26 protein-coding genes are annotated in these 23,005 nt (G+C 69.6%); 13 read left to right on the top strand and 13 right to left on the bottom strand.

The genetic code is table 11. From position 1 onward, the window contains the following. Nucleotides 1-4 precede the first annotated feature (4 nt). From OG975_RS32030 to OG975_RS32020, 3 genes are all read right to left on the bottom strand, one after another. The gene (locus OG975_RS32030) at nt 5-1,033 is read right to left on the bottom strand and encodes an AAA family ATPase (RefSeq protein ID WP_406332797.1); all 1,029 of its coding nucleotides are present in this window, start codon (nt 1,031-1,033) and stop codon (nt 5-7) included. A 157-nt stretch (nt 1,034-1,190) separates the two neighbouring features. Further along, entirely contained in the window at nt 1,191-3,458 is a 2,268-nt protein-coding gene (locus OG975_RS32025; RefSeq protein WP_406332796.1) for a trypsin-like peptidase domain-containing protein, read from the bottom strand. Beyond that, complete coding sequence (locus OG975_RS32020) at nt 3,455-3,910, bottom strand: CU044_2847 family protein (RefSeq protein ID WP_406332795.1); 456 nt, start codon at nt 3,908-3,910, stop codon at nt 3,455-3,457. Before OG975_RS32020 ends, OG975_RS32025 begins: the two co-directional genes overlap by 4 nt. A gap of 163 nt (nt 3,911-4,073) precedes the next feature. Here OG975_RS32020 and OG975_RS32015 point away from each other — a divergent pair, with 163 nt between their 5' ends. After that, nucleotides 4,074-4,259: a DUF6104 family protein gene (locus OG975_RS32015; RefSeq protein WP_018102711.1), complete on the top strand. Its 186-nt coding sequence runs from the start codon at nt 4,074-4,076 to the stop codon at nt 4,257-4,259. A 212-nt stretch (nt 4,260-4,471) separates the two neighbouring features. On the opposite strand, the gene OG975_RS32010 is transcribed toward OG975_RS32015, so the two are convergent. Beyond that, on the bottom strand, nt 4,472-5,311 hold the full coding sequence (locus OG975_RS32010; protein WP_406332794.1) for a hypothetical protein: 840 nt from the start codon (nt 5,309-5,311) through the stop codon (nt 4,472-4,474). Nucleotides 5,312-5,476: 165 nt separating this feature from the next. Between OG975_RS32010 and OG975_RS32005 the strand changes: the two genes are divergently transcribed. Together OG975_RS32005 and OG975_RS32000 are read left to right on the top strand one after the other, a co-directional pair. Then, entirely contained in the window at nt 5,477-6,448 is a 972-nt protein-coding gene (locus OG975_RS32005; protein ID WP_406336556.1) for a DUF4097 family beta strand repeat-containing protein, read from the top strand. A 1-nt stretch (nt 6,449) separates the two neighbouring features. Beyond that, nucleotides 6,450-7,562, top strand: coding sequence for a helix-turn-helix transcriptional regulator (locus tag OG975_RS32000; protein WP_406332793.1), 1,113 nt, complete (start codon nt 6,450-6,452; stop codon nt 7,560-7,562). Between the two features lie 103 nt (nt 7,563-7,665). Here OG975_RS32000 and OG975_RS31995 read toward each other — a convergent pair whose 3' ends face one another. Then, on the bottom strand, nt 7,666-8,631 hold the full coding sequence (locus tag OG975_RS31995) for a zinc-binding dehydrogenase (protein ID WP_327431653.1): 966 nt from the start codon (nt 8,629-8,631) through the stop codon (nt 7,666-7,668). A gap of 357 nt (nt 8,632-8,988) precedes the next feature. Then, nucleotides 8,989-10,212: an NADP-dependent malic enzyme gene (locus tag OG975_RS31990; protein ID WP_406332792.1), complete on the bottom strand. Its 1,224-nt coding sequence runs from the start codon at nt 10,210-10,212 to the stop codon at nt 8,989-8,991. A gap of 541 nt (nt 10,213-10,753) precedes the next feature. Here OG975_RS31990 and OG975_RS31985 point away from each other — a divergent pair. Genes OG975_RS31985 through OG975_RS31975 form a run of 3 tightly spaced genes read left to right on the top strand, consistent with a single transcriptional unit; the run spans nt 10,754 to nt 13,470 of the window. Further along, complete coding sequence (locus OG975_RS31985; RefSeq protein ID WP_406332791.1) at nt 10,754-11,716, top strand: ABC transporter substrate-binding protein; 963 nt, start codon at nt 10,754-10,756, stop codon at nt 11,714-11,716. A 27-nt stretch (nt 11,717-11,743) separates the two neighbouring features. Continuing rightward, on the top strand, nt 11,744-12,709 hold the full coding sequence (locus tag OG975_RS31980; RefSeq protein ID WP_406332790.1) for an amino acid ABC transporter permease: 966 nt from the start codon (nt 11,744-11,746) through the stop codon (nt 12,707-12,709). After that, complete coding sequence (locus OG975_RS31975) at nt 12,709-13,470, top strand: amino acid ABC transporter ATP-binding protein (RefSeq protein ID WP_406332789.1); 762 nt, start codon at nt 12,709-12,711, stop codon at nt 13,468-13,470. Before OG975_RS31980 ends, OG975_RS31975 begins: the two co-directional genes overlap by 1 nt. Nucleotides 13,471-13,541: 71 nt before the next feature. On the opposite strand, the gene OG975_RS31970 is transcribed toward OG975_RS31975, so the two are convergent. The 3 genes from OG975_RS31970 to OG975_RS31960 all read right to left on the bottom strand — a co-directional run bounded on the left by OG975_RS31970 (nt 13,542) and on the right by OG975_RS31960 (nt 15,713). Beyond that, the gene (locus OG975_RS31970; protein WP_406332788.1) at nt 13,542-14,324 is read right to left on the bottom strand and encodes a hypothetical protein; all 783 of its coding nucleotides are present in this window, start codon (nt 14,322-14,324) and stop codon (nt 13,542-13,544) included. Then, entirely contained in the window at nt 14,321-14,809 is a 489-nt protein-coding gene (locus OG975_RS31965) for a sigma-70 family RNA polymerase sigma factor (RefSeq protein WP_406332787.1), read from the bottom strand. The genes OG975_RS31970 and OG975_RS31965 overlap by 4 nt, the downstream gene beginning before the upstream one ends. A gap of 127 nt (nt 14,810-14,936) precedes the next feature. After that, nucleotides 14,937-15,713: a class I SAM-dependent methyltransferase gene (locus OG975_RS31960; protein WP_406332786.1), complete on the bottom strand. Its 777-nt coding sequence runs from the start codon at nt 15,711-15,713 to the stop codon at nt 14,937-14,939. Nucleotides 15,714-15,813: 100 nt separating this feature from the next. Here OG975_RS31960 and OG975_RS31955 point away from each other — a divergent pair, with 100 nt between their 5' ends. Next, complete coding sequence (locus OG975_RS31955) at nt 15,814-16,443, top strand: CGNR zinc finger domain-containing protein (protein WP_406332785.1); 630 nt, start codon at nt 15,814-15,816, stop codon at nt 16,441-16,443. Here OG975_RS31955 and sodX read toward each other — a convergent pair. After that, the gene (sodX, locus tag OG975_RS31950; RefSeq protein ID WP_406336555.1) at nt 16,347-16,781 is read right to left on the bottom strand and encodes a nickel-type superoxide dismutase maturation protease; all 435 of its coding nucleotides are present in this window, start codon (nt 16,779-16,781) and stop codon (nt 16,347-16,349) included. The genes OG975_RS31955 and sodX overlap by 97 nt on opposite strands. A gap of 145 nt (nt 16,782-16,926) precedes the next feature. Here sodX and sodN point away from each other — a divergent pair, with 145 nt between their 5' ends. Then, the gene (gene sodN / locus OG975_RS31945) at nt 16,927-17,322 is read left to right on the top strand and encodes a superoxide dismutase, Ni (RefSeq protein WP_023546844.1); all 396 of its coding nucleotides are present in this window, start codon (nt 16,927-16,929) and stop codon (nt 17,320-17,322) included. A 45-nt stretch (nt 17,323-17,367) separates the two neighbouring features. Here sodN and OG975_RS31940 read toward each other — a convergent pair whose 3' ends face one another. Then, the gene (locus tag OG975_RS31940) at nt 17,368-18,654 is read right to left on the bottom strand and encodes an MFS transporter (protein ID WP_406332784.1); all 1,287 of its coding nucleotides are present in this window, start codon (nt 18,652-18,654) and stop codon (nt 17,368-17,370) included. A gap of 123 nt (nt 18,655-18,777) precedes the next feature. Here OG975_RS31940 and OG975_RS31935 point away from each other — a divergent pair, with 123 nt between their 5' ends. From OG975_RS31935 to OG975_RS31915, 5 genes are all read left to right on the top strand, one after another. Then, entirely contained in the window at nt 18,778-19,746 is a 969-nt protein-coding gene (locus OG975_RS31935; protein WP_406332783.1) for a LysR family transcriptional regulator, read from the top strand. 77 nt (nt 19,747-19,823) lie between these two features. Continuing rightward, nucleotides 19,824-20,249, top strand: coding sequence for a helix-turn-helix transcriptional regulator (locus tag OG975_RS31930; protein WP_330307234.1), 426 nt, complete (start codon nt 19,824-19,826; stop codon nt 20,247-20,249). Between the two features lie 10 nt (nt 20,250-20,259). Next, nucleotides 20,260-20,676: a VOC family protein gene (locus OG975_RS31925; RefSeq protein WP_406332782.1), complete on the top strand. Its 417-nt coding sequence runs from the start codon at nt 20,260-20,262 to the stop codon at nt 20,674-20,676. A gap of 77 nt (nt 20,677-20,753) precedes the next feature. After that, nucleotides 20,754-21,608: a hypothetical protein gene (locus tag OG975_RS31920; protein WP_406332781.1), complete on the top strand. Its 855-nt coding sequence runs from the start codon at nt 20,754-20,756 to the stop codon at nt 21,606-21,608. Between the two features lie 15 nt (nt 21,609-21,623). Then, nucleotides 21,624-22,376 (top strand): VOC family protein, encoded by a 753-nt coding sequence (locus OG975_RS31915; RefSeq protein ID WP_406332780.1) that lies wholly within the window; start codon nt 21,624-21,626, stop codon nt 22,374-22,376. Between the two features lie 21 nt (nt 22,377-22,397). On the opposite strand, the gene OG975_RS31910 is transcribed toward OG975_RS31915, so the two are convergent. Then, nucleotides 22,398-22,649 (bottom strand): hypothetical protein, encoded by a 252-nt coding sequence (locus OG975_RS31910; protein ID WP_406332779.1) that lies wholly within the window; start codon nt 22,647-22,649, stop codon nt 22,398-22,400. Then, nucleotides 22,649-23,002, bottom strand: a complete 354-nt coding sequence (locus OG975_RS31905) for a DUF952 domain-containing protein (RefSeq protein ID WP_406332778.1) — start codon at nt 23,000-23,002, stop codon at nt 22,649-22,651. The genes OG975_RS31910 and OG975_RS31905 overlap by 1 nt, the downstream gene beginning before the upstream one ends. Nucleotides 23,003-23,005 lie beyond the last annotated feature (3 nt).

Here is a 23,005-nt window from a genome sequence, read left to right as displayed (position 1 = left end):
CGCGTCACCTCGGGCGGTCGAGTCGCTGGATGAGGAGGTCCGCGAGACGGTCGCGACTGGGCGGGGCGGCCGCGTCGGTGAGGTAGATGGCGTTCAACAGCTGGTCCGCGGCGACCAGTTCACTGCGCGAGCGCTCCAGGAAGTGGGTGATGAGATCGTCTCCGGCCCGCGCGGCCTCATCACCGAGATGAGCGCGTACGAAGGTGGCGAGCCGCGTGTGGTCGGGGCGCCCCAGTTCCAGGTGGATGCAGCGGCGCATCAGCGGAGCCGGGAAGTCGCGCTCCCCGTTGCTGGTGAGCACCACGAACGGGAAGGCGCGGCAGCGCACCCGGCCGTCACGCACCCGCGCCTTGGTGCCGTCGGCGGTGAGCACCTCGGCCACGCCGCCGGGCAGCCGGTCGGCGACGCGCTCCAGCTCGGGAATGGCGAACTCGCCCTCCTCCAGCACGTTGAGCAGGTCGTTCGGCAGGTCGATATCGCTCTTGTCCAGCTCGTCGATGAGCAGCACGCGCGGGGTGTCGGACGCCAGCAGCGCGGTGCCGAGGGGGCCGAGCCGGATGTAGCTGCCGATACCCTCGACGGAGCCGGGGGCCCCGGGAGTGGCGGGTTCGGTGCCCTGCGGCGCGGCGATCTGCACGTCCTGGAGCCGGGCGATCGCGTCGTAGTGGTACAGCCCGTCCTGAAGCGTGGACCGGCTGACGATCGGCCAGCGCAGTACGTTGCCCAGACCCAGTTCGTACGCCACCGAGTGCGCGAGCGTGCTCTTGCCCGCACCCGGGCTGCCGGTGACGAGCAGGGGCCGGCGCAGATAGAGCGCCGCGTTGATCATCTCCAGTTCCTCGGCGCCCGGCCGGTGCAGTTCGGCCAGATGCCGGTGCGCGCCCAGCCGCCGGTCCTCGGAACCGTCCGCGCCCCTCCCTGCCGCGTCCCGGCTCGCGAAGTCGCGCCAGGGGGGCGGGGCCGGGAGGCGGTCTATGCCGTCGTGGGGTTCACCGGCACCTCGGTAGATGAGCCACTCGCTGGATTCGGTCATTGCCCAGTCCTCGTCGTCACTCGTCCACCACGGCAGCCGTCCGAACCTGCATCACGGTATCGATCCTCGGGGGGCCTCGTAAGGTCCCAAGACGGGCTCATAACGGGCCACTTGGGCCTCGCACGCGCGCTGTACGGCCGATCGCCGGACGATCCGGTCATGGCGCCTCCAACAGGTCCCCGGTACCGGGCAGCGGCCGGCCCGGATCGTCGTAGAGCAGGGCGATTCCATCGGCCCAGAACGCCTCCGTCCGGCCATCGTGCAGCCCCGCTCTCAACGCGTGGACGAGCTCGGGAAGCCGCACCACGTTGCCCGGGCCCGCCACGGCGTCGCCCACCTGCCGGTGGAACTCCCCGCACACCGCCTCGGGCCGGCCGTGCCAACGCCGCCACAGGGCGACGCCGTAGCCGCCGTGCACGATCCGCACGAGCGCCATCGGGTCGTCCTCGAAGCGCTGGTCGCCATGGCGGCAGAGCACCGGGACCGTCCTGTACGGCAGTCCCCGCAGCACCTCCACGAGCGGGACGGGTATCCGCAATCCGTCGTCGCAGTCCAGGACTTCGGCCTTGGCCTCGTGCTCGTGAATCCACTTCCAGCGGGCCACCCGCTCCTGGGACTCCGCCTCGGCCGCGGGCCGCTCCGCGCCGAACGGCCAGAACTCGCCCTGCTCCAAGGGCTGTTCACGGCCGGCGAAGCGCACATAGACGGGGCGCTGCACGCCGATCGGAGGCTCGACCGGGCCCAACCGCCACTCGTCCACCGCCAGTCCGAGCAGCGGATGGAGCAGCGCGACCTGGAGGGCGGCGGGCCGTCCTGGCTGATCGCAACGGCGGAACGCCTCCGCCAGGGGGGCGGCCAGCGGGCCGGGCAGCTCGGCCAGGGGCGTGCGCTCGGCCTCGTGGAGGCGTTCGACATCTCCGTCGGGCCGTACCACGCAGACCCGCCAGTCGCAGCGGTCCGGCTCCCAGCCCCGCTGTGCGAGTTCGATCAGGGCGGACGGGCCGGGCCCCCGGTCGGGGCCGTGCGTCTGCCGGAGCTTCATACGCACCAAGGAACTCAGGGTCGCCACCGAGACCTGTCCGGAACCCGGCGGGGTGACCGGTGTTCCCGTCGGTGACCCGATCGGCGCCGACGGGGCCGACGGCGCCCCGGAGGCTGTCGCCGCCGCGGGGTCCGGCCCGTCCTCCCCCGGAGCTTCCGCGGGCGGGGTGCCGGGGTCCTGCCGCCGCCGGAGCAGGTCCGTCCACTGCTGCGCGAAGCGGCCACGGTGTGTGGGGTCGATGCCCTCCGCCGCGTTCCGCACCCACTGCCACAACGCCTGCTCCGCACCCCGGGTACCCGGGGTGCCGAAGGGGCGGTCGGCGGACAGCACCAGCATCGTGTAGGCGAGGACGAGGTCCAGCATGGCGCCGTGGTGCGAGCTCTCGTACAGCGCGCCCAGACCGTCACGCCAGCCGCGCGGCGCGGGATGCCGGATCGCGGCCGGGCCGCCGAGAAGCAGTTCGAGGATGTCGAGCAGCACGCGCGTGCTGACAGGTGGCGGAAGGTCGGCGAGCCTGCCGAGCAGCTGGGTCCGCTCCTCCGGGCTGAGGGCGCGTCCGGGCCGCGCGCCGAGCCGGCTCTGGACGTCGGTCCAGGTGCTGCGGGTGGTGTCGGGATGGCGCTGCCGGTCCCGGTGGTAGCGGTCGTGGCCGTGGAAGACGGCCTGGTAGCTGTCGTCGTGCTCGGCCCGCACCGCACTGGCCGGCACCGGCAGGGCACGTAACTGCTCCACCCCCGTGCACGTACCGCCGATCCCCCTGTCCACCTGCGATTTCAGGACGCCGACGACCTCACCGCGTACGGGATCGACCACCGGCCCGCCCGAGACGCCGGGCGGCAGAATGTCGCCGCCCAGCCGGATCTGCTCGTCGTCCGACCAGCCGAGGGTGCCCTGGACCGTGCAGGTCCCGTTCAGCCGGCGGAGCTCGCCGCCGACCACGGACCAGCCGGAGTAGAAGACGACCGGCTCTCCGTGGTACGCCGCCGGGCGCTCGGTGACATAGGCGCAGTCGTGGATCACGGGCTCGCGCAGCCGCACGAGCGCCAGGTCGGGGGCCGGCCAGCTGCCCCATACGGCCCGCTCGACGTGCTCCGGGAGGACGGTCGCGACCTCGCCCGCGACAGCGGATGTACCGCGGCCCGGACCTGTCTCATAGACCACGGTCACCTCGCCCCCCTCCCCGCTCAGTGCCACATGCGCGCAGGTCAGAACCCAGTTGGGGGCGACAAAAAACCCACTCCCGAGGAACGTGCCGGGCTCGTCCAGGGCATACCCGGCCCCCGCGCGATGGATGCGTACGGTCGCCGCCATGGTGAGATCACGCAGCGCACGGTGAGCGTTCTGCGGGCCGCCCGGTGCGCCCCGGGCGTACCCCTCTGTCATGCCCCGCCCCCGACGGAGGAGTCACCGGAGCCGCCGTGCGCCGGGGCGCCGGTCCGCGCGCCGGGCGCCGGATGCGCTGGCACGGTGCCTTCAGGAGGGTCGAGGTCCGGTGGACCGCCGTTCCAGGTGAGCGTGACGGTGATACCGGCCTTGGCCTCACCATCGGCAAGAAGGCCGACCACCTTGCCCGCCTTGGCCGTCAGTTCGATCCCGAACTCGACACTCACCTCGTCGGGCCGCACGGCACGCAAGGGCGCGGCCAGCGAGCGCGCGACACTGGTGATCACCGACTGCAGACTCTCGACCTGCGCCTCGACCCGATCCCCGAACCCGGTGTCCGTGAACGACAGCCCGCCGGAGCCCTCCAGCTCATCGGCCCCCGAGATCCGCGCCCACACCGGCGTCCCGTCCGGCATCTCGATCCGTGCGATCCGGGTCACCTCGTCACCCATGACATCCCCCGTTCCCCCACGCCCCCGTGGTCCCGCCGGCCTTGCAGGCTAGCCGCAGGGGGCCGCCCACGACAGAGGACCTCCGGACACCCCGCGCACCCCGCGCACCCACTTATCCTTTTCCCCAGCGTTCCACTTCACTTTCACCGACGGAGCACCATCCATGTACTTCACCGACCGTGGCATCGAGGAACTGGAGAAGCGGCGCGGCGAGGAAGAGGTCACCTTCGAGTGGCTCGCCGAGCAGCTGCGCACGTTTGTCGACCTCAACCCGGACTTCGAGGTGCCGGTGGAACGGTTGGCGACCTGGCTGGCCCGCCTGGACGACGACGAGGACGAGGACGAGTAGCCCGAGCCCTTCAGGGGCGCGGGGAACTGCGCAGTCTTCTTTTAGGGGCGCGAGGAACTGCGCAATCTTCTGGACCAGCCCCCACCTTTTAGGGGCGCGGGGAACTGCGCAATCTTTCAGACCAGCCCCCACCCACCCGCAGCCGACGAACTACCCAGGGGGGTCTGGGGGCGCAGCCCCCAGGGATGGGACGGGTAGGGGCGGCGGGGGCGTCAATCGAAGGCGCGCAGCCGGTCATACGCGACCCCGAGCGCACCATGGATCGCCAGCAGCACCCCGGCAGCGATCCACCCACCACTACGCCGCCGCACCCCCCACACAACAAGCGGAACCCCGGCAGCCAGCTCAACCGTGGCAAGAACACCAGCCCTCGACCCCCGCACCCAGGCCCCCACCGCACTCCCCTCCACGACATCAAGCTCCGCCCGCACGGCAGCCCGCCACCCCGTCCACTCGACCTGCTCGGCCCCCGGCTGAATCCGCGCCACCTCACGAAGCCGGTCGGCGGACTCACCAGGACTGAGCCCGGCCGGAAGCATCACCCCCGCACGCGTGAGGACAGCGATCAGCCCCCGCAGCCGCGCCCGCGAGTCCGCACCGGGGTCGGCCTTCGTCAACTGCTCCAGAGACTGCATGTCGAGCACGGGATCGAGCCCGAGCCGCGCGGCGAAGGTGCGCATCGCCTCGTCCTCGCCGACGGGGGTACCGTTCGCCAGCCATTCGTAGCCGACGGTGCGGCGGAACCCCGAGGCGAGAGTGAAGCCACTGCGATCGGGGTCCCACCAGAGGGCGAGTACGGGCCACGGGGCACTGACGGCGAGGGCGCCGGCCCAGCCGGTGAGCACGCGGTCGACGGGCTCCACGCCGTGCTGCCAGGGCTTGCCCTCGGGAACCAGCACGCTCCACTCGGGACCGGCCCCGGCGAGCAGCATCCGCTCGCGCAGCAGCTGGGCGGCGGGACCGACGGACTCGGGGTGCGCCCGGCACAGGAGCAGGGCGCCGGGGGCCTTGGCCGGGAGGTCGTCGGAGGGCTCACCGGAGGCAGTCGACATAGTCACACTTTAGGACGATTTGCCCACTTCAATCCCCCCATGATCCCCAGAATGGGTGTCTTGACTTTCGACATCCGCGATATATCGTGATTGATGGAAGACGCGATATGGCGCGTCAAGTTCGGGCTCACGTGGGGGTCCGGCCCGGTCGAGGAGGTCTGCACCATGTCCGAGTGGTCCGTCGCAGAGCCGAAAAAGCTCACCTTCGACGACCCCGTGACGGCGCTGCACGTACGTGTCGTCAATGGAACTGTGAACATCGTGGGCACCGACGAAGGTTCCGCCCGGCTGGAAGTGGCCGATCTGGAGGGCCCGCCACTCCAGGTGACCCAGAAGGACGGCACCCTCACGGTCGCGTATGAGGACCTGCCCTGGAAGGGCTTCCTCAAGTGGCTCGACCGCAAGGGCTGGCGCCGTTCCGTGGTGGTCTCCCTGGCCGTTCCCACCGGCACCCGGGTCGAGGTCGGCGTGGTCGGCGCCGCCGCCGTGGTCTCCGGGATGGACGCACGCGTGGACGTCAAGGGCGTCACCGGCGACACGACACTCGTCCGCGTCGCCGGTCCCGTACAGGTGAACACGGTCTCCGGGAACCTGGAGGCCCAGGCCGTCACCGGCGACCTCCGCTTCAACTCCGTCTCCGGCGACCTGACCGTCGTCGAGGGCTCGGGCTCCTCCGTGCGGGCCGAGTCGGTGACCGGCTCGATGATCGTGGACCTGGACACCACGGGCATCCCGACCGACGTCCAGTTGTCGAACGTCTCGGGCGAGATCGCCATCCGCCTCCCCCACCCGGCGGACGCGGAGGTGGAGGCGAACACCGCGAGCGGCACCGTCTCCAGCGCCTTCGAGGACCTCCGGATCAGCGGGCAGTGGGGCGCCAAGAAGATCACCGGCCGACTGGGCGCGGGCAACGGCAAGTTGAAGGCGATGACCGCCTCCGGCTCCATCGCCCTCCTCCGCAGGCCACCGACGGAGGACGAGCCGTACGACGAAGCCCCCGAACCGCAGGAAGCAGCCGCGACCGACACCCCACGCGACGAACCGACGGCCGAATCGATGGACAAGTCGACCGCTGACTCGACCGCCGACACGACCGAGGCCGCTACCGAGGGCGCGACCGACAGGAAGGTTCTCTGAGATGCCCCCCGTCTTCGCTCATGGACGCCTGCGCCTCTACCTCCTCAAGCTGCTGGACGAGGCGCCGCGCCACGGGTACGAGGTGATCCGGCTCCTGGAGGAGCGCTTCCAGGGTCTGTACGCGCCCTCGGCGGGCACCGTCTACCCCCGGCTGGCCAAGCTGGAGGCCGAGGGACTCGTCACGCACACCACCGAGGGCGGCCGAAAGGTGTACGCGATCACGGACGCGGGCCGCGCCGAACTGGCCGACCGCAGCGGCGAACTGGCCGATCTGGAGCTGGAGATCCGCGAATCCGTGTCGGAGCTCGCCGCCGAGATCCGCGCCGACGTACGCGGCGCGGCGGGCGACCTGCGCCGCGAGATGCGCGCCGCGGCCACGGAGGCCCGGCGGGGCTCCAAGGGCGGCGCCGGGGCGAAGGAACACGAAGCCGCCCCGGGCGAGTTCGGTGGCTTCGAGGACTATCGCGACAAGGAGTCGTGGCGGGCGGCGAAGGAGGAGATGCGGCGCGTCCGGCAGGAGTGGAAGGAACAGGCCCGCCGCGCGAAGGACGAGAGCCGCCGCGCCCGTGACGAGGCCCAGCGTGCCCGCCGCCAGGCCAAGGAAGCCCAGGAGAGGGCCCGCGCCCAGGCCCAGGAGGAAATGCAGCGCATGGCCAAGCGGGTCCAGGACCAGGTCCAGGACCACTTCGCCCGAGGCGACTGGCCGACGGGCGTGCGCGAGGGACTGACCGAACTGGCCAAGGAATTCGGCGACTTCGGAAAGAACTTCGGAAAGGACCTGGGCAAGGACTTCGGCAAGGACTTCGGCTTCGGCCGCACCGCCACGGCAGCCGGTTCGACCGCGGACCCGGAGTACACGGTCACCCCCGAGGACTTCCCCGCCGACTACGAACCCTCCTGGGCCCACGAGGACTCCACCGGCAACCCCGCCCGCGACCTCGACCGCCTCCTGGACCGCTTCCGCGACGACATCCGCGACGCGGCCCGAGACCACGGCGTAACGGAAGACCAACTACGCGAAACCCGCCGCCACTTGTCGACAGCGGCGGCACACATCGGCGTGGCACTGCGCGACACTTCCGGCCGGGGTGGAGCCCCTCGCGCCTCCGGCTGAGGGGAGCGGACACCGGCACCGGCGCGGACACACGCACGGCGGGCCCGGAACCCCGAGCCCGCCACACCTGCCGTACTGCCGTACTGCCGTCAGCCGTCAGCCGTCAGCCGACAGTAAGCACGATCTTCCCGAACTGATCGCCCGTCTCCATCCGTTCGAACCCCTCGCGGGCCCGGTCAAGCGGAAGCACCTCGTCAATGACGGGCCGTACGCCAGTGGCGGCACAGAAGGACAGCAGGTCCTCCAGCTCGTCCTTGGTGCCCATCGTGGAGCCGACGATCTTGAGTTCGAGGAAGAAGACACGGGTCAGCTCGGCATGGGACGGCCGGTCACCGCTGGTCGCACCCGAGATGACCAGCGTGCCGCCGGGCCGCAGGGACTTGATGGAGTGCGACCAGGTGGCGGCACCCACCGTCTCGATGACGGCGTCGACCCGCTGCGGGAGCCGCGCGCCCGACTCGAACGCCTCCACGGCCCCCAGCTCGACGGCCCTCTTCCGCTTGGCCTCGTCGCGACTGGTGGCGAACACCCGCAGCCCGGCGGCCTTCCCGAGCGCGATCGCGGCGGTGGCCACGCCGCCGCCCGCGCCCTGCACGAGAACGGAGTCTCCAGGCCGTACCCCCGCGTTGGTGAACAGCATGCGGTACGCCGTCAGCCAGGCGGTGGGCAGACAGGCGGCTTCTTCGAAGGACAGTTCCTTGGGCTTCGGGAGCACATTCCACGTCGGTACGGAGACCTGCTCGGCGAAGGTGCCCTGGTAGCGCTCGGTGAGAATGGACCGGGGTTCCTTGGGGCCGACCCCGTGGCCGGTCTGTCCGATGACGGAGTGCAGGACGACCTCGTTGCCGTCCTCGTCGATTCCGGCGGCGTCGCAGCCGAGGATCATCGGCAGCTTGTCCTCGGCCAGGCCGACTCCGCGCAGCGACCACAGGTCATGATGGTTGAGTGAGGCGGCCCGTACGTTCACGGTCGTCCAGCCCGGCCTCTTCTCCGGGGCCGGACGCTCCCCCAACTCCAGGCCGTTCAGCGGCTGGTCACGGTCGATTCGGGCGGCATAGGCAGCGAACATGATCCCGACGATAGGCTCCGCCCGCGCCAGACGGAACCAAGTCCCCCTGTGACACACGTCCCCCTCAAAGAAAGGGGTGGTTCGTCGTCTGCGGGCCGGTGGGGGTTGCTCGCGCAGTTCCCCGCGCCCCTAAAAGGGGCGCGGGGAACTGCGCAATCTTTTGGACCAGCCCCCACCCACCCGCACCCGACACACAACCCATCCCGGGGTCGAAGGGGCAGAGCCCCTGGGGATGGGACGGGTAGGGGCGGCGGGGGCGAAAAACCACCCACCCGGCCGCCCCCGAAAGCAAAAAATGGCCCCGCCGGGAAGCAATCCCGGCGGGGCCACAAGAGACACCGCGTCAGAGACACCGCGTCAGCGTCGGGCGACACCCTCGGCCCGAGCAGCCGCAGCCACCGCCGCAGTAACCGCCGGCGCCACCCGCTCATCGAACGGCGAAGGAATCACATAGTCCGCGGCAAGGTCGTCCCCGACCACCGCGGCCAACGCCTCAGCCGCCGCGATCTTCATCCCCTCAGTGATCCGAGAGGCCCGAACCTGCAGCGCCCCCGCGAAGATCCCGGGGAACGCCAGCACGTTGTTGATCTGGTTCGGGAAGTCCGACCGCCCGGTCGCGACGACGGCCGCGTACTTGTGGGCGACGTCGGGATGCACCTCGGGATTCGGGTTGGCCATCGCGAAGACGAAGGCGCCCTCCGCCATCGAAGCCACCGCCGGCTCCGGCACCGTACCGCCGGAGACCCCGATGAAGACGTCGGCGCCGGCGAGGGCCGACTCCAGCGAGCCCGAGAGCCCCGCCTTGTTGGTGATCTCGGCCAGCTCCCGCTTGACGTCCGTCAGGTCGTCCCGGTCCTTGGACACGATGCCCTTGCGGTCCGCGACGGCGACATCCCCGAGCCCCGCCTCCAGCAGGAACTTGGCGATGGCGACGCCGGCCGCACCCGCGCCGGAGATGACCGCGCGCAGGTCGCCCAGCGACCGCCCGGTCAGCTTCGCGGCGTTCCGCAGGGCCGCCAGCGTGACGACCGCGGTCCCGTGCTGGTCGTCGTGGAAGACGGGAATGTCCAGGCGCTCCTGGAGCTGCCGCTCGATCTCGAAGCACCGCGGTGCCGAGATGTCCTCCAGGTTGACGCCTCCGAAGGAGGGCGCGAGCCGGACCACGGTCTCGACGATCTCGTCGACGCCGGTGCAGGCGAGCGCGATCGGCACCGCGTCGACCCCACCGAACTGCTTGAACAGGATGGCCTTGCCTTCCATGACCGGAAGGGAGGCCTCGGGACCGATGTCCCCCAGGCCCAGCACAGCCGTTCCGTCCGTGACCACAGCCACGACGGACGACTTCCACGTGTAGTCGTGGACGAGCTCCGGCTGCTCGGCGATCGCGCTGCACACCTTCGCGACGCCGGGCGTGTACGCCAGGGACAGGTCGTCCTTGTCGCGGACGGGCACGGTGGCCTGCACGGCCATCTTGCCGCCGCGGTGCAGCGCGAATGCCGGATCGAAGGAATCGAGGGGCTCGGCCCCGCCTTCCCGATCCGTACTGCTGTCGCTGCGAGGATTGACGATCTCCGCTGCCACTTTGTTTTACCCCTTAAGTCTTTAATGTTTGAGGGTGACCACTCCTGGTTGAGGGGTGGGCGGGCACCGCGCAAGCCCAGCCGCCGTGGTTGCGTACGGGCGTTTGCGCGACGGGCGCGCCGCACACGCGCCCTGAGCCCCGGATGAGGGGTGTAAAGAACCTTCTTACCGGACGGATGGTGCTGACGACGAGTCCATAACGCCAAGGTCACACGCCGGTGACATGACTCATAGCCGAATATGTGGACAAGTCCACGACTTGCCCACATGTCACCGCAGGTGCGGAGTAGCGGCCGCCCGCATCCTGAGATGCGCCGAAGATCTTCCGGTCGGAAGGAAGGATTCCCGCATAAGGTCCGGCCTTGATGTACCGGCTGGTAGCGGTTCGGGGGTCACCCGTTATCCGATTTTGACATAGCGAGTCCCCTGAATGCCTTGGTCCGAATGGCAAGATGCCGTCATCACACAAGGTCGCGACACCCGAAGGTGTGTGTTCTCGTCGACCTATCGGCTACTCCCTCATCCGCCGGAGGAACCCCAAATGACCGCAGGCACCACCCGTCGTACGACCGCCATGCGCTCCCGGACAGCAGCGGTCGGCGCGATCGCGGTCGCGGGCGCCCTGATCCTCACCGGCTGCGGTGACCAGACGAACGGTGGAGGCAGCAGCTCCACCGAGTCCTCCAAGTCCAACAGCGCTCCCCTCTTCTCCAAGCTTCCGAAGAAGATCCAGGACGCGGGCGTCATCAAGGTCGGCACGAACGCCGAGTACGCCCCGATGGAGTCGACCGAGGGCGGCAAGATCGTCGGCGTCGACCCGGACCTGGCCGACGCGCTCGCCAAGCAGCTCGGCGTGAAGTTCCAGTTCACCTCCGGCTCCTTCGACGGTCTGATCACCGCCGTGAACTCGGGCCGCTACGACATCGCGATGTCGTCCATCACGGACAACAAGCAGCGCCAGGAGGGCCTGGACGACAAGGGCAAGAAGCTCGGCGAGGGCGTCGACTTCGTCGACTACTTCACCGCCGGTACTGCCATCTACGTCAAGAAGGGCAACCCGGAGAAGATCACGGGCATCGAGGACCTCTGTGGCAAGACCGCTGCCGTGCAGCGGGGCACCACCTACGAGCAGGCGCTCAAGGACCAGTCGAAGAAGTGCACGACCGATGGCAAGAAGGCCATCAACATCGAGTCGTTCGACAACGACACCGAGGCCCAGACCCGCGTGAAGTCCGGCGGCGCGGTGGCCGGCATCAACGACTACCCGGTCGCCCTGGACCTGGCCCGCAAGGCCGATGGCGGCAACGCCTACGAGGTGATCAACAAGCAGTACGACGCCGGCCCGTTCGGCATCATCCTCGACAAGCAGAACACCGAGCTGCGTGACGTGCTGAAGGAAGCCGTCGACGCGATCATCAAGGACGGTTCGTACCAGAAGGTCCTTGAGAAGTGGGGCGCGGAGTCCGGCGCGATCGAGCAGTCCGCGATCAACGGCGGCAAGTGAGCCGGCGCACCACTGAAGGGCAGTCACGTGACTGACAATCTCGACAAGTCCCCCGAGGACACCCCGCCTCCGGGAGGCCCGGTCTCCAAGACCTCGGCGTCCGGAACCAACCCGGAGGCCATCAAGGCGATCCCGGTGCCGCACTACGGCCGGTGGGCCAGCGGCATCATCGTCGTCGCGCTTCTCGTCGCGCTCATCTACGCGTTCTCGCAGGGCGACATCCAGTGGCACACGGTCGGTGACCAGCTCTTCGAGTCCAGCGTCGTCAAGGGCGCGGGCCGTACGCTGCTGATCAGCGTGCTCGCCATGATCGTGGGTGTGGTGCTGGGCATCCTCCTCGCGGTGATGCGCCTCTCGAAGAACCCGGTGACCAGCACCGTCGCCTGGCTGTACATCTGGTTCTTCCGCGGCACCCCGGTCTACGTCCAGCTGCTGCTCTGGTTCAACCTGGCGCTGATCTTCCCCGTCCTCAATCTCGGTCCGATCTACAAGAACGAGATGACCGACGTCATGACCCCGTTCATGTGCGCCCTCCTGGGCCTCGGCCTGAACGAGGCCGCGTACATGGCGGAGATCTGCCGCGCCGGCCTGCTGGCCGTCGACGAGGGCCAGACGGAGGCGTCGCACGCCCTGGGCATGAGCCACACCAAGACCCTGCGCCGGATCGTGATCCCGCAGGCGATGCGTGTGATCGTGCCGCCGACCGGCAACGAGTTCATCAACATGCTCAAGACCTCGTCGTTGGTGTACGCGGTCACGTACAACGAGCTGCTGCGCTCCACATCGGCCATCGGTTCCACGTCGTACGCTGTGATGGAGATGCTCTTCGTCGCCTCGATCTGGTACCTGGCCATGACCAGCGTGTTCAGCGTCTTCCAGTACTACCTGGAGCGCTACTACGCGAAGGGTTCCAGCCGGAGTCTGCCGCCGACCGTCTTCCAGAAGATCAGGGCCAACCTGTTCTCGAAGGGCAGCCCGAGGGGAGCCGTGTGATGACCGCGATGGTGAAGTCCGAGGGCGTCCACAAGTCCTTCGGCAGCGTCGAGGTCCTCAAGGGCATCGACCTTCAGGTGAACACCGGCGAGGTGTTCTGCCTCATCGGCCCGTCCGGCTCCGGCAAGTCGACCTTCCTGCGGTGCATCAACCACCTTGAGAAGATCAACGCCGGTCGCCTGTACGTCGACGGCGAGCTGGTCGGCTACCGCCAGAAGGGCGACAAGCTGTACGAGCTCAAGGACAGCGAGGTCGCGCTGAAGCGCCGGGACATCGGCATGGTCTTCCAGCGCTTCAACCTGTTCCCGCACATGACGGCGCTGGACAACGTCATGGAGGCGCCGGTCCAGGTCAAGGGCGTCAGCAGGGCCCAGGCGCGGGAGCGCGCGGGCCAGCTGCTGGAGCGCGTGGGCCTGGCCGACAAGGCGAAGAACTACCCCTCGCAGCTCTCCGGCGGCCAGCAGCAGCGCGTGGCCATCGCCCGTGCGCTGGCCATGGACCCGAAGCTGATGCTCTTCGACGAGCCGACCTCGGCGCTCGACCCGGAGCTGGTCGGTGACGTCCTCGACGTCATGCGCGACCTCGCCGAGTCGGGTATGACGATGATCGTCGTCACGCACGAGATGGGCTTCGCCCGCGAGGTGGGCGACTCGCTGGTCTTCATGGACGGCGGTGTGGTGGTCGAGTCCGGCAACCCGCGCGACGTCCTGACGGACCCGCAGCACGAGCGGACGAAGTCGTTCCTGTCCAAGGTGCTGTGAGCCTTCTGCGTCACTGATGAAGGGGCGGTACGGGATCTCTCCCGTACCGCCCCTTCTTCATGCCCCGCCCGCTACGGCAGCAGCTTCGGGTTCAGGATCAGCTTGTGCAGCTGATCCCGGGTCAGCGGCGGGGTCTTGAGCAGCGGGCCCAGCTGGCCCTTGCCCAGGAAGCCGCCGGTGTCCCGGACATGCAGGACCCTGCCGTCCGTCAGCTTCAGGACGGCACTGAACGTCGGGCCCCAGGTCGGGTACGAGCCGGCATCCGCTTCGCCCTCCTGCCAGATGCCCAGGAGGTTGCCGTTGGACAGCTTCTGGGAGGTGCAGCCCACCCGCCCGTCCTTGGGGGCGTCCTTGCACGGGTCCTCGATGCCCTTGCCGTCCGACTTGGCCTGAGCCTCCTTGCGGGTGGCCAGAGTCACCGAGATGTATCCGACACCGCCGTCCCGGCCGACGGCGTAGTCACCGTCGTACGGCCCGACAGGCTTGCGCAGCGGGGCCTTCGGCACCTGCTTGACCAGGCGCAGCAGCGAGACCTCGCTGATCTTGCCGGTCCCGTCGGGCAGCAGCTTCTCGAACGTGCCCGCCCTGGTGGTGAAGTCCCCCGCGGTGGGCGCACTGGCCACCCTCGCCCCCTGGCCGTCGCTCATCAGCCCAGGCCCGAGGACCAGACCCGCCGCGACGGTCGCCGCCGCGACGCCCGTGGCCGCCGCGCGCCGCCTCAGCCGTACCCGCGAGGCCTGCGCGAAGACGGCCTCGCTGCCGCGGTTCCCCGGCGCCCGCACGGTGTCCACGGCCCGCCCGAGCAGCTCCTTGACGTGTTCCGCCTCAACTTCCCGCTGATTCAGCTGATTCATACGTATTCCTCCCGCACCGCGGCCCTCAGCGCCGCGAGTCCCCTGGCCGTATGGCTCTTGACCGTGCTCTCCCGCATCCCGAGCAGCTGAGCGGTGGCGGCCACGCTCAGGTCGTCCCAGTAGCGCAGCACCAGCACGGCCCGCTGCCTGGGCGCGAGTTCCGCGAGGGCGGCCCGCACCATGAGTCCGGTGTCGCTGTCGACCGACCGCCCCGCCACGTCCGGCACTTCGCCGTACGCCTGTTCACGCCGCCAGAACCGGCGGCGGGCGGAGATGAAGGTGTTGACCAGCGTTTTGCGCGCGTAGGCCTCGAGGTTGTCGAGGCGTCCGTGCCGGCGCGCGCCGAGGACGACCTTCACCAGGGTCGTCTGAACGAGATCCTCCGCCTCGTCGCGGTTGCCGCACAGCAGATAGGCGCTGCGGAACAGCGCCGTGCGTCTGCCCTCCACGAAGGCGTGCAGAGCGGCTTCCTCGCCGCGCGTCATCCCGCCCCCTTCCCCGGCCCGCGGTCGCGGGCCGTCTCACCCTTCCAGTGCGGCGGGATGCCCGGGGGGTTGCAGAAGAGGCGGTACGGAATTTCCGTACCGCCTCCGAAAACGCGTACCCCCGTGGCTACTTGACGGCGAGCACCAGCGCGTCCGAGGGTGAGCGCCACACCGGACGGGCCTCCCCGAAGCCCTTCTCGCGCAGTACGCGCGCGTGCCAGTCGGCGGACGGCATGTCACCGTCGGCGTGCTCACCGTAGATCTCGAAACGGCGGGCGGTGGGCGCGGCGAGGACGGGGTCCTTCGCGGCCACCTCCCACCATTCGGCCCAGTCGAGGGCGCCGTCCGACTTGGCCTGATCCATGCGGGCGTGGCGCTGGGCGCGCTCGGCCGCGTTGATCCTGGGCGTCGACTCGTCGATCATGTGGTCGGCGTTCATGAAGACACCGCCGTCGCGGACGAGTTCCGCGACCTGACCGTAGAGGGCCGCGAGGGGTTCGCTGTGCAGCCAGTGCAGGGCCGTGGCGGTCAGGACGGCGTCGTACGAGTCGTACGGCAGCAGCGTGGTCCACTGCGGGTCCTTGAGGTCGGCCGTGACGAAGGAGACCCGGTCGTCGCCCTCGAAGGTGCCCTCGGCGATGGTGAGCAGCGCGGGGTCGAGGTCGACGCCGGTGCTGACGGCCTTCGGGAAGCGGGCGAGCAGCCGGGCCGTGATGGTGCCGGTGCCGCAGGCGAGGTCGAGGACGCGCGGCTCGGGCCCGACCAGGGCCTCGACCATGTCGAGCATCACCCGGAAACGCTCCTCGCGGTCCGGCATGTACCACTCCTGCTGCCGGTCCCAGCTCTCCTGCCAGGCGGGCCAGTCGGGTGCGGTCGTGGTGCTCGTTCCGGTCGTCGTGGTCATGGAAGCCCCTTCTTCGCCACGCCTCGTAATACCCTGGAAGCACGATCATCTGTTACCTGACCGCAGTCACGACGATAGAGCGCCCTCGTAAGGACTACAAGTGGAACTGGCCTATTACTCGGATTACGCTGTACGTCTCGTCAACAGCGAGGAGCCGGCCCGGGGCAAGGACTCACTGACCTCGGTCGAGGCCGTCCGCGACCTCTTCGGGGGCAACGCCCAGGCGGCCCGCCGCGCCACGGACGCGGACGTCACCCGCTTCCGTTCCGTACGAGCCCGACTGCGGGCGGTCTTCGAGTCGGCGGACGGCGGCGACGAGACCCTCGCCGTGGACCTGCTGAACTCACTCCTGCTGGAGTTCCCGGTGAGCCCGCAGATCTCCGGGCACGACCACCGGGACGACGACGGGCGCCCCCTGTGGCACATGCACTTGGCGGACCATCCGTCGAACGCGACGGCGGGCTTCGCGGCGATCGCCGCGATGGGTCTCGCCTTCCACCTCACCGAGTACGGCGTCGACCGGCTGGGCCTGTGCCAGGCAGCGCCCTGCCGCAACGCCTACCTGGACACCTCGACGAACCGTTCCCGGCGCTACTGCTCGGACCGCTGCGCGACCCGCGCCAACGTGGCGGCCTACCGCGCCCGCAAGCGCTTGGAGGCGGACCGGTCGGACAGCACGGGCCTGGCGGCCCCGAACACCCACCGCACGACGGCGGCCGGCGAGCGCTGACCGCCCTTCAGGGGCCGGTACCGGAACCGCACCTTCGCGAGGACGAGTTCCTCGGGCACGGTTCCGTAGTCAGTGCTGTCGCCCCCGGCGAACGCGTTGTCCCCGAGCACCCACCAGCCCCCGTCCCGCCGCTCGGCGACCCGCTTCACGACCAGCAGATCCTGCTGGAACGGATGCCGCAGCACGACCACGTCCCCGGGCCGGACCCGTGCCCCCCACTGCACGACGAGCCGATCCCCGTGCTGGAGCGTGGGCACCATGGACGGTCCCGTCACCTCGGCCGCCCCAAACGGCAAGACGGCCCTCCCACGCTCGGTCTCCTGCGACAGCTCCGGCATCACCGGCACCTCCCCGGTCCTATCCTCCACGAGTCCCAGTTTCACCCTGGACTTTTGTCCTAAGCCCATGGGGGCACTCGCGAAAAGACGTCTCCTACGGAGTAATGTCCCACCTGAGAAGACGATCACGAGGAAGGACAGCTCAATGCTCTCCCGCCTGTTTGCCCCCAAGGTCAAGGTCAGCGCACACTGCGACCTGCCCTGCGGTGTGTACGACCCGGCCCAGGCCCGCATCGAGGCGGAGTCGGTGAAGGCCGTCCAGGAAAAGATGGCCGGCAACGACGACCCGCACTTCCAGGCTCGCGCCACGGTCATCAAGGAGCAGCGCGCCGAGCTCGCCAAGCACCACGTCTCGGTGCTCTGGAGCGACTACTTCAAGCCCCCGCACTTCGAGAAGTACCCGGAGCTGCACCAGCTGGTCAACGACGCCCTGAAGGCCCTCTCGGCCGCCAAGGCGTCCACGGACCCGGCGACGGGCCAGAAGGCGCTGGACTACATCGCCCAGATCGACAAGATCTTCTGGGAGACCAAGAAGGCCTGATCTTCGATCATGCCGCTTGACCTGCGATTTTTTCGGTCGCCTGGTCTACCTGCCCGCACCCGGTCCGCAGGCCGCCGAACTCGGCGTCCCTGACGGTCCGGGTGCGGTCTTGTTCTCCCTGCCAGGTGCGGACAAATGGATCCGCTTGGGCAGCAGGATCGGGGTGGCGAGCAGGAGAACGCCGGACATGGTGATCGCGGCGAGCGGGCCGGTGAGGGTGGCGAGAACGCCCCAGATCACCATCAGGGCAGCTTGCAGGAGTTTGCTGATGGCACTCCACGTACTGAGGACTTGGGCGGTGAGATCCGCGGGAGTCCGTCGCAGGCGTTCTGTCGCGTAGATCGGATTGAAGACGCCCATGCTGGTGATCAGCAGGCCCTCGACGATGATCACGGTGAGGAGTCCGGGGATACCGGGACGGACGAACGTGAGGCCGAGCGGGAAGAGCGATCGCAGCCAGCCGGAGACGATCATGACCCGGTGCCGGCCGTAGCGGGTCACGAGGCGCGCGGAGAGGCGGGCGCCCACGAAGCCGCCGAGTGCCGGAATGCCGAAGGCAAGACCGTATTGCCAGGCCGGGAAGTGGTACTGGCCTAGCAGGAGGACGGACAGGAGCGGGGCGGTGGCCATGATGAGGCCGCTGACCAGGATTGAGTTGAGGAACAGGCGCCTCAGTGCGCGGTCGCGGAGGATGAACCGCCAGCCGCCGAGAAGGTCGGCCCCGCGCGATCTGGTGGCCCGGTCGCGGGGTGCCGCGACGTCGACTCCGCGGATGCGGAGGACCCCGAGCGCGGACAGCAGGTAGCTGAGGGCGTCGGCCATGACCGTGACGACCGGGCCGAGCAACCCTATGAGCGCACCGCCGAGGGGCGGGCCCACCGCGGTCGCCACCCAGCTCGTGCCCTCGAATCTCCCGTTCGCCACCAGGAGGTGGTCGCCAGGGACGAGATGCTTCAGATACGCGCCGGACGCGGCACTGAAGGCGATGCCCGCGGTCCCGGAGATCACCGAGACGACCAGTAGCTGGCCGTAGGAAAGCAGGCCGAGGACGTACGCGATCGGGACACTCGCCATCGCGGCGAACCGGATCAGGTCCATCGCGATCATCACCGGACGCTTGGCCCGGTGCTCGACCCACGGCCCGAGCGAGAACGCGACCATCGCCGCGACGGCGAGCCCGGCCGCCTCCAGGAGCGACACGGCGAACGCCGGCGAGTGCAGGACTCGAACCGCGATCAGCGGGAACGCGCCGAAGGCGATCCATGTGCCGTATGTACTGACGGCGTAGGCCGACCACAGCCAACCGAAACCGCGCCCCAACCGCACGCGCATGCGACTCCCTAGCGACAACCGATGTTCGGGTCTCCACATCACACCGGCCGCACCGTCACGGGATCAAACAACCGGCTCCCGGGCGAGCCACAACCATCAGTTGGGCACGTTTACGCTGGATCAATGGATACCGAGGCGGTGCGATCGTTCGTCCGCGCGGCCGAGCTCGGACAGTTGCAGCACGCGGCCGACGAGCTCGGCGTCACGCAACAGGCCGTGTCGAAGCGGATCGCAGCCCTTGAGCGCGAACTCGACGTCCGGTTGTTCACCCGCACCGCCCGAGGGGTCGAGCTGACACTCGACGGCCAGGCCTTCCTCCCGCACGCCCGGAGCATCGTCACGGGCGTCGATCGCGCCGTCACCGCGATCAGACCGGGCTCGCGGGCCCTTCGGATCGACGTTCTCGGCCTGCGATCCGCGCAGGCCGTCGTCCTGCACGACTATTGGCGGTCGCATCCCGAAACCGACCTCGACGTGGTGACCCTCAGGGTCAACGACCCGCGCCTGGCGGTCGCCGCCGTCCAGGCAGGCGAGATCGACGCCTCGTTCCGCTCGGTCACCGACCCGGCCACACTGCCGCGCGACGTGCGGATGATCCACGCGTTCCACTCCCCGCTGGAACTCCTCGTCGGCCCGCGGCACCCGCTCGCCTCCGCACGGACACTGACACCGTCCCAGCTGCGCCGGCACCGGATCTGGGTGCCGGGTATCGCGCCGCGAAGCGAATGGGCGGAGTTCTACGATCAGCTGGCCACCGCCTTCGACCTCCGCATCGACGCCGCGGGCCCGAACTTCGGCAACGAGGTACTCCTCGACATCCTCGCGGACTCCGCGGACGTGGCAACCTTCGTTGGTTCGCGCGACCGGTACATCTGGCCGACCAACCACGACCTGCGCCGCATCCCGATCGTGAATCCGACGCTCGCGTACCCGCTCTCGCTCATCCTCCCCCGAGCGAATCCACACCCAGGACTCCGGGCGATCATCAACCACTTCGGAAGCCTGGCACCGCTCCCCCAGACGGCCTGGCTCCCCTCCTGGGCGACGACACCGCGCCACGGCGACGAAACCATCGAACCCACGCGACGCTGACGGCCGCTTCCAGCAGAGCGAGCACCGGTGCGCTGGTGTCAGGGACGGCTGTCAGTGGCCCGTGCCATTCTTGTGTGGTGACCCTGGAGGACCTCGTCCGGCTGCGCCGGGCCCGCGACCGTATGGACCGTGAGTACGCGGAGCCGCTGGACATGGCCACGCTCGCGCGCAGCGCGCTGATGTCGCCGGGCCACTTCCAGCGGAGTTTCCGCGCGGCCTTCGGCGAGACGCCGTACACCTATCTCATGACCCGCAGGATCGAGCGCGCCAAGGCCCTGCTGCGCCGCGGCGACATGACGGTCACGGAGGTGTGCTTCGCCGTGGGGTGTACGTCGCTCGGCTCCTTCAGCTCCCGCTTCACGGAACTGGTCGGCGAGACCCCGAGCGCGTACCGGGCCCGCCCGCACGACCACGGCGCCCCCATCCCGTCCTGCATAGCCCGGCATCTGACCCGTCCGGCCCGCCACCGCAACCCGGAAGCGGAACCGGGGACGCGCCTCTAGGGTGAGCACCATGGACGTGAAACTCTCCCAGTGCTTCATCGCCGTCGACGACCACGACAAAGCGCTCGCGTTCTACCAGGACGTGCTGGGCCTGGAGGTCCGCAACGACGTCGGGTTCGAGGGGATGCGCTGGGTGACGGTCGGCTCGCCGCTCCAGCCGGACGTGGAGATCGTCCTGGAGCCCCCGGGGGCGAACCCGGACGCCTCTCCCGCGGACCGGCAGGCCATGGCCGAGCTGCTGGCCAAGGGCATGCTGCGCGGCGTCATCTTCACCACCGCCGACTGCGACGCCCTCTTCGAACGCGTCCGCGCCTCCGGCGCCGAAGTCCTCCAGGAACCCATGGACCAGCCCTACGGCGTCCGCGACTGCGCCTTCCGCGACCCGGCGGGCAACATGCTGCGCTTCAACCAGCCCTCCGGCGGCTGACCGCGCCGCGGACGGCCTCCGCCTCCCCCGGTGCGCCGGAACTACCATCGGCTGATCACCACCACCGGGAGCCACCCATGCCGTCCGCACGTCCTCGCATCCTCTACGTCAGTGACCTGGCCTATCCGGCCAAGGGGCGCCGGTACTGCGACGAGGACATCTTCCTCACCTCACGGCTGCGCGAGGAGTTCGACGTCGCCGTGTGCCATCCGCTGGACGCGGCCGCGCTGATGGACGGCTTCGACGTGGTGGTCGTACGCAACAGCGGGCCGGTGCTGAACTACCAGGCGGAGTACGACGCGTTCCGCGAGCGCGCGGTCGCGGCCGGTGTGCGCGTGTACAACCAGCTGTCGGGCAAGGGCGACATGGCGGGGAAGCACTACCTGCTGGAGCTGACCGCCGCCGGTTACCCGGTCATTCCCACGGTCGACCGCGCGGAGGACCTGGGGCTGCTGCCCGAGGCGGACCAATACGTGGTGAAGCCGAAGCTGGGAGCGGACTCGATCGGCCTGGAGTTCGTGCCCCGCGCGCGGCTCACCGAGCTGGCGTACGGCGATGTCCTGGTCCAGCCGCGCATCGACTTCCGCTACGAGGTGTCCTTCTACTTCGTCGACCACACCTTCCAGTACGCCCTGTACGCGCCCCGCCCGGACGAGCGGTGGGCCCTGGAGCCGTACGACCCGACCGACGAGGACCTGGAGTTCGCGCGGCGGTTCGTCGACTGGAACGACATCGCGTACGGGATCCAGCGCGTGGACGCCTGCCGGGCGCCGAGCGGTGAGCTGCTCCTCGTAGAGCTGGAGGACCTCAACCCGTATCTGTCCCTGGACGTCCTCTCCCCCGGCGTGCGGGACGCCTTCGTCGCGGGCGTGAAAACCTCGTTGCGCGGACTGATCGGGCAGGAGACGGTACGAGCCGTACCGACCGTCTGACTGGGAGCGCCCCCGATGACCGCTGAACCGATCCGGTGGACCTACGCCTTCATCGACCGCCCCATCAAGGAGTTCGGCCCTGCCACCGACTTCTGGACTGCGGTCACGGGGACGCGACTGTCCGAACCCCGCGGCGACCAGGGCGAGTTCGTGACCCTGCTGCACGACGGCGCCGACGCGTGCGTGAAGGCACAGGGTGTCGGGGCGGGCGACGGCGGCGCGCATCTCGACCTCGCCGTCGAGGACGTACCGGCGCTGGTGGAGTCGGCGCTGCGGCTGGGCGCCGAGGTCGTCGCCGACCACGAGGGGTGGGCCGTACTGCGGTCCCCCGGCGGTCAGTTGTTCTGCGCGGTGCCCTGGCACGGAGAGTCGACGCGGCCGCCCGTCGTCGAGGGACCGAGCGGCGCGACCAGCCGGCTCGACCAGGTGAGCATCGACCTGGCACCGTCCGTGTACGACACCGAGATCACCTTCTGGAGCGAGCTCACCGGCTGGGCGTCCCACCCCGGCGCGCTCCCGGAGTTCCACCTGGTCAAGCCCCCCGCCGCACTCCCCTTCCGCATCCTCCTGCAACGCCTCGACACCGACCGCCCCACCTCGGCGCACCTCGACATCGCCTGCTCGGACATCGAGGCGGTTCGGGCCAGGCACGAAGACCTGGGCGCCGCGCTGGTCAACCACGGCGCGCGCTGGGCGGTGATGCGGGACCCGGCGGGCGGCACGTACTGCCTGACGCCTCGGGATCCCGGGACGGGCAGCCTCCGCTAGGGCCTGTCCGGCGGATCAGGTCTAGGGACGGTGGCGAATGAAGCAGAGACCGTCCTCCCCCTTCTTGATGCTCGGGCAAGAGGACGGCAGGTCGTCCAGGCGCAGGAGTGGGGCCGGGGAATCCTTGTTCTCCTCGTTCTCCTCCCAGCCGGACGGCCGCTGCGGCTCGGCCGAGTCCTGGAGCCAGAGGGTGAGGCCGCCGCCCACGACCACGGTGACCGTCCACACCGCCAGCACCCATCGCCATAACCGGCGCCGTCCCCCCGCCGCCATCACTCCGACGTCACCCCGCCCTGGTCCCAGTTCTCCACGTCCACGACCGCGTCCACCGGAATCGGCCCGTAGATGTGCGGGAACTCCTCGCCCCCGGGCTTCATCGCCTCGAACCGCACCGGCACCCCGACCCGTTCGGCGTCGATGACGAGGACCACCAGGTCCAGGTCGTCGGGGCCGGTGGAGGAGCCGTACAAGAAGGCGGCCACGCCCGCGAGTTGGTGACGCAGGGAGCAGTGGATGAAGCCCTCCTCCTGGAGGGTGCGGCCACGGGTGGACATCTCGTAGGTGCCGGACGCGCGGGCCGCGTCCCAGAGGGAGCGTTCGGTGAGGTGCAGCAGAGGTTCGGACATAGC

It is taken from the genome of Streptomyces sp. NBC_00203, from assembly GCF_045206325.1.
Classification (GTDB): Bacteria; Actinomycetota; Actinomycetes; order Streptomycetales; family Streptomycetaceae; genus Streptomyces; species Streptomyces lutosisoli.
Note: the sequence above shows the minus strand (reverse complement) of the source record. Positions and strands in the feature narration are given on the sequence as shown.